The sequence below is a fragment of the Vibrio sp. Vb1574 genome (genome assembly GCF_033338675.1).
In genome coordinates this window covers 56313-73382 of record NZ_JAWOTC010000009.1, presented here as the reverse complement: position 1 = coordinate 73382, position 17070 = coordinate 56313, and the positions used below count along the sequence as shown (strand labels likewise).

At 45.2% G+C, this 17070-nt stretch carries 14 protein-coding genes; 4 read left to right on the top strand and 10 right to left on the bottom strand.

Annotated features, from left to right (window positions below; translation table 11 throughout):
• Nucleotides 1-87: 87 nt before the first annotated feature.
• Complete coding sequence (gene dusC, locus R7O12_RS08990) at nt 88-1047, top strand: tRNA dihydrouridine(16) synthase DusC (RefSeq protein ID WP_017633856.1); 960 nt, start codon at nt 88-90, stop codon at nt 1045-1047.
• 51 nt (nt 1048-1098) lie between these two features.
• Here the strand turns inward: dusC and R7O12_RS08985 are convergent, their stop codons facing one another.
• The 6 genes from R7O12_RS08985 to yfbV all read right to left on the bottom strand — a co-directional run bounded on the left by R7O12_RS08985 (nt 1099) and on the right by yfbV (nt 8352).
• A complete protein-coding gene (locus R7O12_RS08985; RefSeq protein WP_318125763.1) occupies nt 1099-2559 on the bottom strand; it encodes a sensor domain-containing diguanylate cyclase in 1461 nt (486 codons plus the stop codon).
• A gap of 174 nt (nt 2560-2733) precedes the next feature.
• Nucleotides 2734-4560, bottom strand: a complete 1827-nt coding sequence (gene malZ / locus R7O12_RS08980) for a maltodextrin glucosidase (protein WP_318125762.1) — start codon at nt 4558-4560, stop codon at nt 2734-2736.
• Between the two features lie 141 nt (nt 4561-4701).
• Nucleotides 4702-5496 carry an ABC transporter ATP-binding protein gene (locus R7O12_RS08975; RefSeq protein ID WP_005387275.1) on the bottom strand — a complete coding sequence of 265 codons (795 nt, stop codon included), beginning with the start codon at nt 5494-5496 and terminating at the stop codon, nt 4702-4704.
• Nucleotides 5493-6428, bottom strand: coding sequence for an ABC transporter permease (locus tag R7O12_RS08970; protein WP_149192470.1), 936 nt, complete (start codon nt 6426-6428; stop codon nt 5493-5495). Before R7O12_RS08970 ends, R7O12_RS08975 begins: the two co-directional genes overlap by 4 nt.
• A 175-nt stretch (nt 6429-6603) precedes the next feature.
• Nucleotides 6604-7569, bottom strand: coding sequence for an ABC transporter substrate-binding protein (locus R7O12_RS08965; RefSeq protein WP_170893538.1), 966 nt, complete (start codon nt 7567-7569; stop codon nt 6604-6606).
• A 330-nt stretch (nt 7570-7899) separates the two neighbouring features.
• Nucleotides 7900-8352: a terminus macrodomain insulation protein YfbV gene (gene yfbV / locus R7O12_RS08960; protein WP_005380809.1), complete on the bottom strand. Its 453-nt coding sequence runs from the start codon at nt 8350-8352 to the stop codon at nt 7900-7902.
• A gap of 346 nt (nt 8353-8698) precedes the next feature.
• On the opposite strand from yfbV, the gene R7O12_RS08955 reads away from it, so the two are divergent.
• From R7O12_RS08955 to R7O12_RS08945, 3 genes are all read left to right on the top strand, one after another.
• Entirely contained in the window at nt 8699-9895 is a 1197-nt protein-coding gene (locus R7O12_RS08955; RefSeq protein WP_005380807.1) for an acetate kinase, read from the top strand.
• A 136-nt stretch (nt 9896-10031) separates the two neighbouring features.
• Nucleotides 10032-12176, top strand: a complete 2145-nt coding sequence (pta, locus tag R7O12_RS08950; protein WP_005380805.1) for a phosphate acetyltransferase — start codon at nt 10032-10034, stop codon at nt 12174-12176.
• 341 nt (nt 12177-12517) lie between these two features.
• Nucleotides 12518-12940, top strand: coding sequence for a hypothetical protein (locus R7O12_RS08945; protein WP_005380804.1), 423 nt, complete (start codon nt 12518-12520; stop codon nt 12938-12940).
• A gap of 113 nt (nt 12941-13053) precedes the next feature.
• Here R7O12_RS08945 and R7O12_RS08940 read toward each other — a convergent pair whose 3' ends face one another.
• The 4 genes from R7O12_RS08940 to oppC form a co-directional block, all read right to left on the bottom strand.
• Entirely contained in the window at nt 13054-14001 is a 948-nt protein-coding gene (locus R7O12_RS08940) for a glutathione S-transferase family protein (RefSeq protein ID WP_042523110.1), read from the bottom strand.
• A gap of 167 nt (nt 14002-14168) precedes the next feature.
• The gene (gene oppF, locus R7O12_RS08935) at nt 14169-15182 is read right to left on the bottom strand and encodes a murein tripeptide/oligopeptide ABC transporter ATP binding protein OppF (RefSeq protein ID WP_005387265.1); all 1014 of its coding nucleotides are present in this window, start codon (nt 15180-15182) and stop codon (nt 14169-14171) included.
• On the bottom strand, nt 15161-16132 hold the full coding sequence (locus R7O12_RS08930) for an ABC transporter ATP-binding protein (RefSeq protein ID WP_005380792.1): 972 nt from the start codon (nt 16130-16132) through the stop codon (nt 15161-15163). The genes oppF and R7O12_RS08930 overlap by 22 nt, the downstream gene beginning before the upstream one ends.
• A gap of 27 nt (nt 16133-16159) precedes the next feature.
• Nucleotides 16160-17062 carry an oligopeptide ABC transporter permease OppC gene (gene oppC, locus R7O12_RS08925; protein WP_017633861.1) on the bottom strand — a complete coding sequence of 301 codons (903 nt, stop codon included), beginning with the start codon at nt 17060-17062 and terminating at the stop codon, nt 16160-16162.
• Nucleotides 17063-17070 lie beyond the last annotated feature (8 nt).

Below are 17070 nucleotides of genomic sequence, written 5' to 3'. Positions count from 1 at the left end.
TGGGCGCTTCGACTCTTTTAATGACAAACTTAACTTACATCGCTACAATCGCCCTCCTTTTTACCACCAAACTGTATTAGGCAAGCTATGCGAGTTGTACTAGGCCCAATGGAAGGCGTTTTAGATCATTTGATGCGCCAAATCCTGACCGAGATAAACGACTATGACCTGTGTGTTACGGAGTTTGTTCGCGTAATCGACCAGCTATTACCCGATCATGTATTTCACCGTTTATGCCCGGAGCTGTTGCAAGGTTCTCAGACTGCATCTGGTGTGCCAGTACATGTGCAATTGTTGGGACAAGAACCAAACTGGATGGCTGAGAACGCAATTAAAGCGGCAAATCTTGGCGCCAGAGGTATTGATATAAACTTTGGTTGCCCAGCCAAAATGGTCAACAAAAGTAAAGGTGGAGCAGCGCTACTCCAACATCCAGAGCTCATTCACCGTGTTGTTAAAGCTTGTCGAGAAGCCGTTCCAGAAGCCATTCCCGTAACTGCAAAAATTCGTCTTGGCTGGGAGAACCCTGAAGATTGCTTTGAAATTGTCGATGCCATTCAGTCTGCTGGCGCAAATGAATTGACCGTACACGCACGTACTAAACAAGGTGGTTATAAAGCTTCTGAGATAAAATGGGATTACATCAACCAAATTCGCGAACGTTTCGATATCCCACTGATAGCGAATGGTGAAATTTGGAATTATGAAGACGGTCAACGTTGCATTGAAACGACTGGCGTTAACTCTTTGATGGTGTGCCGAGGCGCTTTCAATATCCCTAACTTAGGCAATATGGTAAAACATAACCACCAGCCAATGTCATGGCCCGAGGTGGTTGAGTTGCTCATCTATTATTCCAAGTTTGAGATGAAAGGCGATAAAGGCTTGTATTACCCAAACCGCGTAAAACAATGGTTCTCTTACTTACGTCAGGCTTATCCTGAAGCAAAAGACCTATTTAGAGAAATCAGAACGTTCAACAAAGCCGCACCAATTGTTGAGCATATTCAACGCTACCGCGATGACTTAAACTCTCAGGTTGCATAATTCCCTAACACAAAAAAGGACGAATATCTCGTCCTTTTTTGTACCTAAATCCTAGTAACAGATCTTATTTTTGCCGGTACTTTTGGCTTGATATAACTTTTCATCCGCCGCTTTAAACAATTCATCAAAGTTTTCTACTCGGCTCTCTTTACTAAACACCACACCGCCAGAGATCGTAAAGCCTTCTTTCGTTACGCGTATCGAGCGCTCATCTATGGCTTTTTTTACTCTGTCTAAAATGAGTTTAATGCCTTCTGAATCTTCGTCATAAATCGCTAAAACGAACTCTTCGCCACCAAACCTTGAGGCAACATCGGTATGGCGAATATTTTCACGTATACATTTTGCAACAAGCTGAATTGCAGAATCACCGACATCATGACCATAGGTGTCGTTGATCTTCTTGAAGTTATCAATATCGAACACTGCTAAAGCAACCTGTTTTTTTGTCATCTTATTACGCCACACGGTTTGCATACCTCGACGATTCAATAAACTGGTCATTGGGTCTCTTGCTGCCAGTTCTTTAAAGTAACGTCGCTCGCTATGCATATTCACATAGAACAAGACGACGGTACTCAGCACGTAAATAAACAGTGCGACAATAAGGCTGTATTTTTCAAAAACCGCTAGGTTCTTAGCTTCATCCCAAAGGTTGTACTCGTAGTACATGCTGTGATTCGCACTCAATCGCTCTAATTCGACTGGTTTGATTCGTGTACTGTTTGAAGGAATGGATTGTAAATTGGAAACCAAATGAAACTGACCAACAAGACCTAGCGACGAAGCCATGAGCGTATTGATGTCAAAATCAATAGACAAAACACCTTGATGTTCTCCTTTCTCATAGACGGGTACCGTCATACTAATGACTTGACCTTCCATCGAGTCCAACACAGGCCCTGGTCCAGCCAAGGTAATGTTCACTTTATCTTGCGCGTTTTTTTGCCAAAAAGGTCGGGCTTTTAGCGTTGACAAAAGTTCTCTCGTGAAATTTTTTGCGTAGGTATCGGGTGAGGAGATAACGTAACCGCGTTTGTCAATGTAATGGATTCCAACAATGTGCGATTCAATATCGTGCAGAAATGACAATGACGGCGCAAAACCCGCCTTTTGTTCAGCTAACTGGTTAATCGTTGAACCTTGCTGGCATAAGCTTTCATCCCCTACGATCATATAATCAAGGTCAACCGCAGGTAACCCTTCACTATAAACACTTTCGAGTAATAACACATCTATAGGCCAAAGATAACAAAGCCCTTCTTTGACTAAAGAATTATGTTCTTCAAACAGTGGGTTAGCGTAATTGGTATAGTTGGTGAAGCTGTAATCTAAAGCCGTGAGTACTTTAATACCGCGAGACATTGCACGCTCGATACGCGAATACTCAGAATCGATATAGCGGTTAACCGCATCATAGTAATTTTTCGTTGTCACGAGTAAAACCACTACAAATAACGCCAGAGGAAAAAAGATGACAAATGAGAGGCTAAATCGCCTTTGGTTTACCATTGAGTACCATGCATATGAAAGGTCAATAGTCTCTTATGACTGCTATTAAATTGATACTCGTTATCTGGTGACGCATGCAATGCAGCACCAGATAACAAGAGACCAAACAAATGTGTGCGCGCTGTTTGAGACCGTTTATATATTAAAGGAGTTTAATCAATATAGAGTGTGGTGTCACTTTAGTCGCCATAATTTGCAGCTCTGTGCCGACATATTGACAGAGATATGACCTTTATAATCAACCTGTTCTGTGTCATCTAACAACGATATAACTTGGCTAACCTCCAAGCCCAGTTGCCACATAGGTAAATCGATTGAACATTCATTACCACTGAGATTAATCATAACAACGACTGCTTCACGACCCAGTACACGTGCGTACGCCAACTGATTGTTAGTGCAATGCAGCCATTGAATACAGCCCGACTGTAAAGGCTTACATTGTTTACGTATCTTGATCCATTGTTGGTAAAGCGATAGCCATTGTGAACTTTCAATTTCATTCCAAGGAAAACAACGACGATTATCCGGGTCTAGCCCTCCTTCTAGACCGACTTCACTCCCATAGTAAATACAAGGCGTGCCAACGTAAGTCATAAGCATTGCTAGCGCGATGTTCATTTTACGCTTATCACCATCAACCAATGTGATAAACCGAGCAGTATCGTGACTATCGAGTTGATTTAGCTGCGATAGCTGATTAGAAAATGGGATTTTTGCTCTGGCTTCGTCCAACCATGCTTTAAACTCCAAACCATCAATGTTGATTGGATCGTACATAATATCTTGTCGTGCGATAAAAGCTCGGACTGGATGAGCAAAACCGTAGTAGTTCATCGCCCCATCTTCTTGATCACCTTGCAACCACTGCGTTGCTTCAAAAAAGTGCTCACCTAACACATAAGCATTCGGGTTTACTGACTTAGTTGCATGACGAAACGCTTCAACATAACGAGCATTGTTTTTTGCTCCCTCTCCTTCGCCAAGCATATGAATGACATCAAACCGCCAGCCATCAACCAAGTACGGTGGCTTCAGCCAATACTTGATGACAGACTCTTCACTTTGGTAGATGTAGTCGCGCACCTGTTCATTTTCAAAGTTCAGAACCGGTAAGTTACCAATGCCTTTCCAACCAATGTAGTGATTGGTTTCACCTTCGAAAAAGTAGTAATCACGGAACTTTGACTGCGGATTGCCATACGCTCCTTCTCCTTTTTGTTGGATATCAAACCAAGGATGATGCACTGACGTGTGGTTAAACACCGCGTCTAAGACAATCTTCATATTCTTACCACGGATTTTCTCACACAGTTCAGCAAACTGATCGTTGGTGCCGAGCATAGGGTCAACAGTGAAGTAATCGGTGGTGTCGTATTTATGATTACTTGGTGAAGAAAAGATCGGGTTGAAATAAAGCGCAGTAACGCCGAGCTGTTCAAGATAGTCCAACTTTTGTTCTACACCTTTGAGGTCGCCGCCAAAGAATTCACGTGCCCCGGTATTTTGGTGAGAGCCTACCGCGTCTCCCCACGCCTTGACGACCGATGCAGAATCATATTGAGCATAAGCGTGGCGAATATCAGACTCACTTTTACTAGCAGAAAAACGGTCAGGAAAGATTTGATAGAAAACTTGCTCTTGGACCCAGCTTGGTGGTTGATGCTCTACATTCAACTTAAAGTGGAACTCTTTGGGTGGAATACGCTTTTGTACGCCTCGTGCATCGAGCCAGTATTGCTGTCCGTCTTTGAGGAGCTTAAACACATAATGTGTGACATCTCGATCTTGATTTGGTCGAAACGATGCCTCCCATAGTAATAATTCACCAGCCGTTCCTACTTGAGCCATGTCGACCAGATATTCTTCGTTGTCCGGCTCAATACGCACATAGACGGAATCAAAATCCAATGTCTCGGTTTTCAGTCTGACTGTAACTTGCTCGTCATTAAAAGCTAAACCATCAATAGTTTGACTATGAAAAATAAATGGCAGGTTCATTATGGGCACTCCTCGTCATCGGATATGCCACTATGTTATTGAAGAATTAGAGACAAGAAATCCTCCCTGCGAGTTGACATATCAGCCAATTTTCCCAAGGAGGATCACACTTAGTAGGCGTAGTGACTTGTCGGATACCGCTTAGTTCAACAAGAGACTGTCATCTGCAAGCTCTTCACCACGCACTTTAGAGAACATATCCAACAAGTCTGGTACTTGCATGTTAGCGCGCTGCTCTCCAGCCACATCAAGCACAATTTCACCTTGGTGAAGCATTACGGTCCTATCGCCACATGCTAATGCGTCTTTCATCGAATGCGTCACCATCATCACGGTTAAATCGAACTCATCGACAATACGTTTAGTTAAGTCGATAACAAACGCCGCCATACGAGGATCAAGCGCAGCCGTGTGTTCATCAAGCAATAACAGCTTACTCTCCGATAACGTCGCCATCACAAGGCTAACGGCTTGTCGTTGCCCACCAGACAGCAACCCAATGCTATCGCCCAAGCGGTCTTCTAAACCAAGACCGAGGATGCTAATTCGCTCTTGGAACAGCTTGCGACGTTTAGTAGAGAGCGCCAACCCCCAGCTGCGTTTTTTACCACGCATGTGCGCTAGAGCCATGTTCTCTTCTATCGTCAGTTCGCCACAAGTCCCGGCCAATGGATCTTGAAACACTCGGGCACATTGCGTCGCACGTTGGGCTACCGTCTGCTTGGTGACGTCTTTGCCGTCAATGATAACCTGACCACCTATCATCGGCGTCTCACCTGTCACCGCACCAAGCAACGTCGATTTTCCTGCGCCATTAGAACCAATCACGGTAAGAAATTGATGCTCTGGAACCTCTAAAGAGACGCCTTTCAATGCACGATTTTCCAAAATCGTCCCAGGGTTGAACGTGACCTGAATATTATTTAGTTCGATCATAATGCCTCCCCAGAACCATTTTTTGATGCCGCTTGTTTAGCATCAGTAACGCGTTGTTTCGCTCTTATGCTCTGTTTTAGCTTTGGAGCAATAAGCGCCACAGCCACCAATACTGCGGTAACCAGGTTGAGGTCTGAAGCTTGTAAACCAAACATGCCAGAGCTCAAAGCGAAAGCCACTGCAAGGCGATAAAGTACCGAACCGATGATGACCGCAAATACCGCAACCCAAATCTTGCGCCCGGGAATAAGGGTCTGCCCCAAAATCACAGCTGCCAAACCAACGACAATGGTGCCCACGCCAGAGGTCACATCCGCAAAGCTGTTCGTTTGTGCAAACAACGCGCCTGCGAATCCCACAAACCCGTTGGATAAAGCCAAGCCAAAGTAGGTATAAAAGCCAGTGCTCGCCCCTTGCGCAGAAACCATACGCGCATTCACACCCGTGGCTCGTAAACCAAGACCAAAGTCGCTGTTCAGCAGGCGAATGACAAAGAAAGCGGACAGAAGAACTAAGACCCCAACAACCAGAGGACGAATAAACATCGCATCGCCCAATGCTTCAAACGGAGTGAGAATCGTATCCTCTCCAAGCAACGCCATATTAGGTTTGCCCATAATACGAATATTAATTGAAAATGCAGCGATCATGGTAAGAATGGAAGCTAACAGGTGTAAAATACCACACCGAACAGCCAGAAAAGCGGTTACCCACCCCGTCATACTACCAGCTATCATCGCCATTATTGTCGCAAGCCAAGGATTAATACCTGCGACAATCGCCGTTGCAGCCACCGCCGCTCCCATTGGAAAGCTGCCATCCACACTCAAATCGGGGAAATCGAGAACACGGAACGTAAGATACACACCCAGAGCGACTAGGCCATAAATCAAGCCAATTTCGAGTGCACCAAAAAAAGCAAATGCAGACATAACTGCTCCTTTCTGCATGCTCAGGCTGGCTAATACCAACCTGAACTTAAGACTTCTAACGTATACTCCCCTTCTTCTCTAGCAGAATGCTCTACACGAGAAATCCGGCGAGTATCAATTTTGGGGCAAGCGTCTACCAACCAACGTGACAGGCTTAACCCCCAAAAAGCGTTACTTATTGCATGCTTGTCGCACGTTCAACCACAGAACTTGGCAGCTTGATACCGAGCTTAGATGCTGCGCTTTCATTAATTACAAGGTCAGAGCCCGTCGCGACTTTTACATCTAGCTTGCCTGGTTCTTGACCATCAAGAATCGCCGCCACGTAATCCGCGGTTTGTACACCAACCTGGTAGTAGTCAAAACCTAAGCCTGCAATTGCACCTTTTTCGACATACGACGTCGCGCCACCAAATACAGGTTTCTTCGCTTGATTCGCTGCCACAATCATCCCTTCAATCGCACTTGCAACTGTATTGTCTGTTGGGGCGTAAAGAATGTCTGATTTCGCTGCAATCGCTTGAGTCGCAGACTGAACATCAGCACTTTTTAGTGCGGTCGCTTCAACCACTTGTATGCCTTTTGCTTTTGCGCTTTCTTTTAGTAATTCAACTAAAGTCACGGCATTAGCTTCACCGGGATTAAATACAACCCCGATGCTTTTCACCTGAGGAAGAATTTCTTGGATGAGATCGACATGCTGAGAAACGGGGGAAAGATCAGACAGGCCAGTTACGTTTTTACCTGGTTGTTCCATCGACTTAACCAATTTCGCACCAACCGGATCTGTTACCGCAGTAAAGACAACAGGAATAGAGCGAGTAGCCGACACCAAAGCTTGTGCCGAAGGTGTCGCGATGCCAACTAACACATCAGGATTTTCACCGACGTACTGACGGGCAATTTGCACCGCAATCGCTGGATTACCCTGTGCGGTCTTATAATCAAATTCTAGATTTTTGCCTTCTTCGTAGCCTTTCGCTTTCAAACCATCAAGCAATCCTTGGCGCGTCGCGTCTAACGCCGGGTGTTCGACAATCTGTGAAACTGCGACAGTTGCAGTGGCGGCCAGTACATTGGTAGAAGAGAAAATAGCAGTAGCTGATAGAACGGCAGTGGCTAATAAACGTTTCGTTTTCATCATAACTCCTTGATGTGACTTCGTCCTTGTTTCACGAGCTTTCAATATGTGTATCGACTCGTGAATTCAAATGTTTGAAGGCGGTATTGTTGTGTTCATATAACTGTGCACTTCTTGCGCATCTTGTTTTTATTATTACTACTAAGTCTTAGTAAAGAAAAGAAAGATTTAACACTAAAGCAACATTTGTGATCGGGGGGACTTCTTCATCCGGAAAGAATCTTTGGTAAACAAAGCTTCGCTCGCTTCATCAACGACCGTCAAAGTAGGTAATAGAGGCAGGATCAAAAATGGAGTGGCCAGTGCACACTCCATTTCAAACAATTTAAATTAGAACCAACGCTCTAATGACGATTTATCGAGCTGGCGAAACGCTCGGTTCAGTATTATCGCAAGCTCTTTGTAACGAGGGCGAGCTTTGACAGGCTCTAATGCAAAACCTGTTTCCACAATTTTTTGATGCAACTCCCGATACCAAGAGGCCAAAGAAGGCGGCAATTTCGTGTTGGATCGAGCACCAAGCCACCAAATGCCTTGAAGTGGCAAGCTAATCGCAAACAAGGCGACAACAATGGATTGAGGTAACGCGTGGTAATTGTTGAATGCCATTTGAGTGAGTACGCTGATCGCAGCAACGGCCGGCATGACTTTAATGCCAAAGCGAGTCGCCTTAATGATACGCTGTTCCGGAAATATGGCGCTTAGCTCTTTACGAACCGGCCAGATCTCCATGTAATTCTGGCCATCTTTCAGGCTATGGATCAATCCGACTTTATTACTCATACCGCTCTCTCACTAAAATATAGTTGAACATTTCAACTGAAGGTACAAAAAATTGATGAAAGTTAATATTCTTTCAAATTTTTTTTGTTATCATTGCTTATTATCGCTATCCTTTGCAGACCCTCAATCTCATTGTTGCTGTTATTTACAATTTAAGCAACTCCGAGATATCTATCTGCACGGATCGCATCATAGTGATGGAAGGGTTCATCACTATTTCTTTATATGGAATTAGAACAATTTTTGACCAGGATTAGTACGCAGCCTTCTGGGTATCGGCTATTCTTGTGATTAATTTTTCATTCTTTAACTGATTTTTTATCAGACGAATAACAGGTAGTCATACATGTCTAAGCTAGTTTTAGTTTTAAACTGCGGTAGTTCTTCTCTTAAATTTGCCGTTGTTGATGCCGAGAACGGCGACGAGCACTTGTCAGGTCTTGCTGAGTGTCTTCACCTTCCTGAAGCTCGCATCAAGTGGAAACTTGATGGCAAGCACGAAGCTCAACTAGGCAATGGTGCAGCTCACGAAGAAGCACTAGCGTTTATGGTAGAAACTATTCTTGCTTCTAAGCCAGAGCTTAAAGCTAACCTAGGCGCAATCGGTCACCGTATCGTTCACGGCGGCGAGCAGTTCACTCAATCTGCACTAATTACTGATGAAGTTCTAAAAGGTATTCAAGACGCTGCAACATTTGCACCTCTTCATAACCCTGCTCACATCATCGGTATCGAAGCGGCTAAGAAAAACTTCCCAGAGCTGAAAAACGTTGCTGTATTTGACACTGCGTTCCACCAAACTATGCCTGAAGAGTCTTACCTATACGCTCTTCCATACAACCTATACAAAGAACACGGTATCCGTCGTTACGGCATGCACGGTACTTCTCACTTGTTCATCACTCGTGAAGTTGCAGGCCTACTAAACAAACCAGTTGAAGAAGTAAACATCATCAACTGTCACCTAGGTAACGGCGCATCTGTATGTGCGATCAAGAACGGTCAATCTGTAGACACTTCTATGGGTCTTACTCCACTTGAAGGTCTGGTAATGGGTACTCGCTGTGGCGACATCGACCCTGCTATCGTCTTCCACCTACACGACGCTCTAGGTTACTCTGTTGATCAAATCAACACGATGCTAACTAAAGAGTCTGGTCTTCAAGGTCTAACTGAAGTGACTTCTGACTGTCGTTTCGTTGAAGACAACTACGGTCAAAAAGAAGAAGCAACACGCGCAATGGACGTGTTCTGCCACCGTCTAGCTAAATACGTTGCTGGCTACACTGCTTCAATGGAAGGCCGTCTAGACGCAATCACTTTCACTGGCGGTATCGGCGAGAACTCTGGCCCTATCCGTGAAATGGTTCTAAACCGTCTTGGCATCTTCGGTATCGAAGTAGATAGCGAAGCTAACCTTAAAGCTCGCTTCGGCGGCGAAGGCGTTATCACGACTGAAAACAGCCGTATCCCTGCAATGGTTATCTCTACTAACGAAGAGCTAGTCATCGCTGAAGACACTGCTCGCCTGACAGGTCTTTAATTGAATTCCTGGCTAGCCACTCGGCTAGCCAGATTTTCATTCAAACGAATTTCTTAGGGGCTCAACTCCTATTCTTCGAGCTTCATGGAATAAGAGTTGAGCTTTTATCCCCCAAATAGCTAAAGGTACTCTACGAATGTCTCGTACTATTATGCTTATCCCTACTAGCGCAGGCGTTGGCCTAACAAGCGTTAGCATGGGTGTTCTTCGCGCTATGGAGCGTAAAGGCGTTAAAGTTTCTTTCTACAAGCCAATCTGTCAGCCACGTTCAGGTGGTGATCAGCCAGATCTGACTTCAACTATCGTTGGTCGTAACAGCGATATGAAGATCGGTGAACCAATGGCGATGTCTGTTGCTGAAAGCCTAATCGGTAACGACAACATGGACGAGCTGCTAGAAACCGTTGTTGAACGTTACAACCAAATCAACAAAGACGCAGACGTTACGCTAATCGAAGGTCTTGTACCTACTCGTAAGCACCCATTTGCAAACCAAGTAAACGCGGAAATCGCGGCAACACTTGGTGCAGAAATCGTGCTAGTTGCGACTCCAGGTACTGATAACCCTGCGCAACTGAAAGAGCGTATCGAAGTAGCATGTTCTAACTTCGGCGGCACTAAAAACAAAAACATCTCTGGTGTTATCATCAACAAGCTAAACGCTCCTGTTGACGAAGCTGGCCGTACTCGCCCTGACCTATCTGAAATCTTTGACGATGCAGACAGCGCAAAACAAAACGAATTGAAAGTGATGGAAATTTTCAACACTTCTCCAATTCGTGTACTAGGTTGTGTGCCATGGAGTATTGATCTGATTGCGACTCGCGCAATCGACATGGCTAAGCACCTGAAAGCAGATATCATCAACGAAGGTGACATCAACACTCGTCGCATCAAGAGCATCACTTTCTGTGCACGTTCTCTGCCAAACATGATTGAGCACTTCAAACCGGGTTCTCTACTTGTTACTTCTGCAGACCGTCCTGATGTTATCGTTGCTGCTTCTCTTGCTGCAATGAACGGTGTGGATATTGGTGCAGTACTGCTAACTGGCGGTTACGATATCCCTAGCGAAATCGAAGGCCTATGTAAACCAGCATTCGACACTGGTCTACCTATCTTCAAAGCACAAGGTAACACTTGGCAAACGTCTCTAAACCTGCAGAGCTTCAGCATCGAAGTACCTGCAGACGATAAAGAGCGTATCGAGTTCATCAACGAACACGTTGCTGGCCACATCGACGGTAACTGGATCGAGTCTATGACTGAAGGCACTCAGAAGTCTCGTCGTCTAAGCCCACCAGCGTTCCGTTACCAGCTAACTGAACTTGCTCGTAAAGCAGGTAAGCGTATCGTTCTTCCAGAAGGTGACGAACCACGCACAGTTAAAGCAGCAGCGATCTGTGCTGAACGCGGCATTGCAGACTGTGTACTTCTAGGTAACCCAGATGAAATCCGTCGCGTAGCGGCTCAACAAGGCGTTGAGCTAGGTACTGGTGTAACCATCATTGATGCAGATGCTGTTCGTGAAAACTACGTTGCTCGCCTAGTTGAGTTGCGCGGTGCGAAAGGCATGACTGAAGTTGTGGCTCGTGAGAAGCTACAAGATTCAGTATTCCTAGGCACAATGATGCTTGAGAACGACGAAGTTGACGGCCTAGTTTCTGGTGCTGTTCACACTACGGCGAACACTATCGTTCCTCCGTTCCAAATCATCAAGACGGCACCAAATGCGTCTATCGTATCTTCAGTATTCTTCATGCTTCTGCCTGATCAAGTACTGGTTTACGGTGACTGTGCAATCAACCCAGATCCAACTGCTGAACAGCTTGCTGAAATCGCTATCCAATCTGCTGACTCTGCAGCAGCATTCGGTATCGAACCACGCGTTGCAATGATCTCTTACTCTACTGGTGAATCTGGTAAGGGTGCAGACGTTGATAAAGTACGTGAAGCAACAAAACTGGCTCAAGAGAAACGTCCTGATCTTATCATTGACGGTCCTCTACAGTACGACGCTGCTATTATGGAAAACGTTGCTGCTTCTAAAGCACCAAACTCTCCAGTTGCAGGTAAAGCGACAGTATTTGTATTCCCAGACCTAAACACGGGTAACACGACTTACAAAGCGGTACAACGTTCAGCTGACCTAGTATCTATCGGTCCAATGCTGCAAGGTATGCGTAAACCTGTAAACGACTTGTCTCGTGGCGCGCTAGTAGACGACATCGTGTACACCATCGCTCTAACAGCTATCCAAGCAGACCAAGAAGCTAAATAATCGCTTCTGACATCTAGTTGGATATAGATACAAAGCCCTCGATTCGTCGAGGGCTTTTTCTATTGCTGGCCAGAACACTTATTTGTTTTTTATACCAATCACTGCACAACCTATAATTACTGGTGCACAAAGCTTTTCTCCCTATCGCCCCCATACCTAATCGACATTGCTCGTGCTTGTTCTTACACCGATTGACCCACTCCCCAAAATGCATTGGCTCCAAAGCAGCACGGTCCCTGTTCAATTTATCGGCATTATTTACGTTTTAGCTAAACTTTTTTGCTAGGAAATACGTAAAAGCTACTGCAATGCACAAACTCATTGACTGCTAAGGAATATATATGAAGGATTTCATCAATACATCACTGATAAAGTTTGGTTTAGCTGCGTTTCTGATTAGTTTTTCTTCATTCAGCTTTTCCGCCCCGAGTATTAAAGGCGTCGATCAAGATATGTCCGGAGGAACGGTGACCGCTGAAATGGCTCATGCTGATGACAATGGGTGGATGGTTGTCCACCGAACAGACGAATCAATGAAGCCTGGTCCTGTTATCGGCTACGCTCCGTTAAAAATGGGAAAGAATGAAAACGTAAATGCAATTTTGATGGAACCAGTAGAATCAGGCGATATGCTGATGTTAATGGTCCACGGAGAGAAAGGTGGCATGAAGACTGGTGTGTTTGAGTATACGCTCGGCGCTAAAGAGGACGGTCCTGTAAAAGTGGACGGAAAGCTAGTGATGGACATCGTACGCGCTAAGTAAGGTGACGATGAATGAAAAAGTAAACTCCTACTCCCGGTATTTAGATGACACAAAAGTACTTAACGGCATTGCTAACCGTTAAGTATTTTTTCATTTGCGATGGAAGCAGCAAACTAGCCAATCCTTTCTCTTCCATGAGGAGTATTTAGGTCTAAATCAGGCCCTTTTGGTACAACTTGCGTCGGATTAATCCCAGTGTGGCTGAAGTAGTAGTGGCGTTTAATGTGATAGAAATCCGTCGTGTCTTCGACGCCTTCAACTTGATACAACTCTTTTAAGTAGCCTTGTATATTTTCGTAGTCTGCGATGCGCTGCTTGTTACACTTGAAATGCCCCACATACACCGCATCAAAACGAATAAGAGTCGTAAACAAACGCCAATCCGCCTCAGTAATTGTGTTCCCTGCTAAGTAACGATGCGTCGCTAGGTGAGCATCGATTTTATCTAACGCATTAAACAAAGAATCAAACGCTTCTTCATACGCCTCTTGTGTAGTCGCGAAGCCACAACGATACACTCCGTTGTTGACATTCGGATAAACAAAATCGTTCCACTCATCAATAACGTGTTTTAGATGTTCTGGATAGTAGTCGTCGTGATTCCCTGTTAACGCATTGAATTCCGAATTGAACATGCGAATGATCTCTGACGACTCGTTTGACACAATAGTATTGGTCTTTTTATCCCAAAGTACAGGCACGGTTACGCGGCCCGTGTAATCGGGTTTGGCCTGCGTGTAAATTTGATACATACGCGTGTGACCAAACAATGGTTCAGGAAGCCCCATTTGCCAACCTTGGCTGAGCATATCAGGGCAAACGACCGTGACATCAATATGTGGTTCTAAACCTTTCAGCTTGCGGAAAATGAGGGTTCGATGTGCCCAAGGACAAGCAAGAGAGACATACAAATGGTATCGACCGGACTCTGGTGTAAACTCCGCATCAGGATCGTTTTTAACCCAGTTACGGAATCCGGCATCTTCGCGCACAAATTTGCCACCATTTGATTTTGTGTCATACCAGACATCTTGCCAAACACCTTCAACCAACTTACCCATGATTGCTCTCCTCTCGTTCTGTTTGTGTCTATATTAGCGTTTCCTATCAAACAGAGAATCATCGAACTTAGGACATCATGTTCAAGAAATTCGAATGTATAAATCAGACACATAAAAAAAGCGCGACCCGATGAAGGTGTCGCGCTTAAGCCCGTCACAGGCTGAATTTATACACTAACGTGTAAACAAGATACCGCGTGAACGTCATTACCTAAAATGGTTGGCTTTGTCTTCGCACACTCTTCGGTTGCTTGTGGGCAACGAGTGCGGAATACACAACCCGACGGTGGGTTGATAGGTGAAGGAAGATCACCCTCTAGCATTTGGATTTTCTTATTGCGCTCAATATCCGGGTCCGGGATCGGAACCGCAGACATCAGCGCACGCGTATATGGGTGCTTAGGATCAGCAAACAGAGCCTCGGCCTCGCCAAGTTCCACGGCATTACCTAAGTACATAACTAAAACGCGATCTGAAATGTGTTTAACGACAGACAAGTCATGCGCAATGAATACCAGAGAAAGCCCTAACTCTTTTTGAATCTCTTTAAGTAGGTTAACCACCTGAGCTTGAATAGATACATCAAGCGCCGATACTGGCTCGTCACAAATGATCATCTTAGGCTTAAGGATAAGCGCACGCGCTATCCCGATACGCTGACACTGACCACCCGAGAACTCGTGTGGGTAACGGTTAATCACGTTAGGTAATAGGCCAACTTTCGCCATCATCTCTTTAACGCGATCTTTCACTTCCTGCTTAGACAGTTCTGGATAGAATGTCTCAAGAGGTTCAGCAATGATATCACCAACAGTCATACGCGGATTCAGCGATGCCAATGGGTCTTGGAAAATCATCTGAATTTCTTTACGCGTCTCACGGCGCTGAACGCTTTTCATTTTAGTAAGGTCTTGACCCAACCAAACTACTTGGCCGTCAGTAGCTTCAACCAGACCAATGATGGCACGAGCAAACGTCGATTTACCACAACCTGATTCACCTACTACACCAAGCGTTTCCCCTTCGTATAGTCGAACGTTCACGCCATCTACCGCTTTCAGGCTCGAAGGCTTTGACCACGGCCATGCCGACTTTGAGGCAATGCTGAAGTGAACTTTCAGCTCAGAAATGTCCAGAATTAGTTTTTTGTCTACTGCGTTCATTTGTTCCAAGCCTCCCATTCAGAAAAACATGCACGCTGACGACCATCACCAAATGGTGTCAGAATTGGCGCCTCGCGCTTACAACGATCCATCACACGGTGACAGCGCTCTTGATAAGGGCAGCCCGGCGGTAGACGAAGCAAGTTTGGTGGATTACCAGGAATGGTCGGCAGAATTTCACCCTCAGTATCGAGGCGAGGAATCGCCTTCAGCAGCCCCTCCGCATAAGGATGGCTTGGATTGTAGAAAATTTCGTTTACGTTGCCGTACTCCATGGTACGGCCTGCATACATCACCAGCACCTTGTCACACGAACCTGCAACCACACCAAGGTCGTGAGTGATCATGATGATCGCTGTGTTGAACTCAGATTTCAGCTCATTCAACAAGTCCATGATCTGTGCTTGTACCGTCACATCAAGTGCTGTTGTTGGCTCATCGGCTATAAGCAGTTTAGGACGACATAACAACGCCATCGCGATCATTACACGCTGACGCATACCGCCTGAAAACTCATGCGGGTACATCGTGATACGCTTACGCGCTTCAGGGATTTTTACCGCTTCCAGCATGCGTACTGATTCTTCAAATGCTTCCGCTTTGCCCATGCCTTTGTGCAGCATAAGCACTTCCATCAACTGATCACTGACTTTCATGTAAGGGTTCAGTGATGTCATTGGGTCTTGGAAGATCATTGCGATCTGTTCCGCACGCACTTTGTTCAGTTCTTTTTCTGGTAAGTTTAGGATTTCTTTGCCTTCAAACTTTGCGCTACCAGAAATAATACCATTCTTAGCCAAAAGGCCCATGATTGCGAATACGGTTTGAGATTTACCTGATCCCGACTCTCCAACGATACCTAAGGTTTCGCCTTGGTTGAGAGAGAAGTTCAAATCGTTTACTGCGGTTACGATACCATCTTGCGTGGTGAATTCGACGCGCAGATCTTTGACATCTAATAAGCTCATCATTGCTTCCTTAATCTTATCTTTTAATTATCTGTCTTTTGGATCCAGCGCATCGCGCAGGCCGTCACCAACGTAGTTGAAGCAGAATAGCGTCACAACCATGAACACTGCTGGGAATGCCAGCTGCCAGATTGCTACTTCCATTGTCTGTGCACCTTCTTGTAGAAGAGCGCCCCAACTTGTCATTGGTTCCTGAACACCAAGACCAAGGAATGATAGGAATGATTCCGTTAGAATCATACTTGGGATAAGCAGCGTAGAGTATACCGCTACAATACCCAGTACGTTCGGTACGATATGACGAGTAATGATTTTCCAGTTGCTTACACCACACACATGTGCCGCTTCGATAAACTCCTTGCTACGTAGACTAAGAGTCTGGCCACGTACGATACGCGCCATATCTAGCCATGCGATAGCACCAATCGCAACGAAGATCAGCATGATGTTACGACCGAAGAATGTTACCAGTACAATCACCAGGAACATAAACGGTACCGCGTATAAAATTTCTAGAATACGCATCATTACGCGGTCAACTTTACCGCCGATGAAACCAGATGCTGCGCCGTAGAGCGTACCAATCAGTACCGCTACAAATGCACCCATAACACCTACCATCAACGAAATACGACCTCCAATTAGCGTACGCACGTATAAGTCACGGCCTAAGCTGTCAGTACCAAACCAATGGTCAGCATTCGGTGCAACGTGCATCGCGTACCAGTCAGTATCATCAAATGTGTACGGTGCGATCATTGGCAGGATAATAACCGCCAACGTCATTAGAACAAGAAGGAATAAGCTCACCATCGCCGCTTTGTTGCGCATGAAACGGATACGAGCATCTTGCCAAAGACTGCGACCTTCAATCTCCAAGTTTTCGGAGAATTTCTCAATCGCTTCTAGGTTTTCTTTTTTCGTTAACATAACCAAAC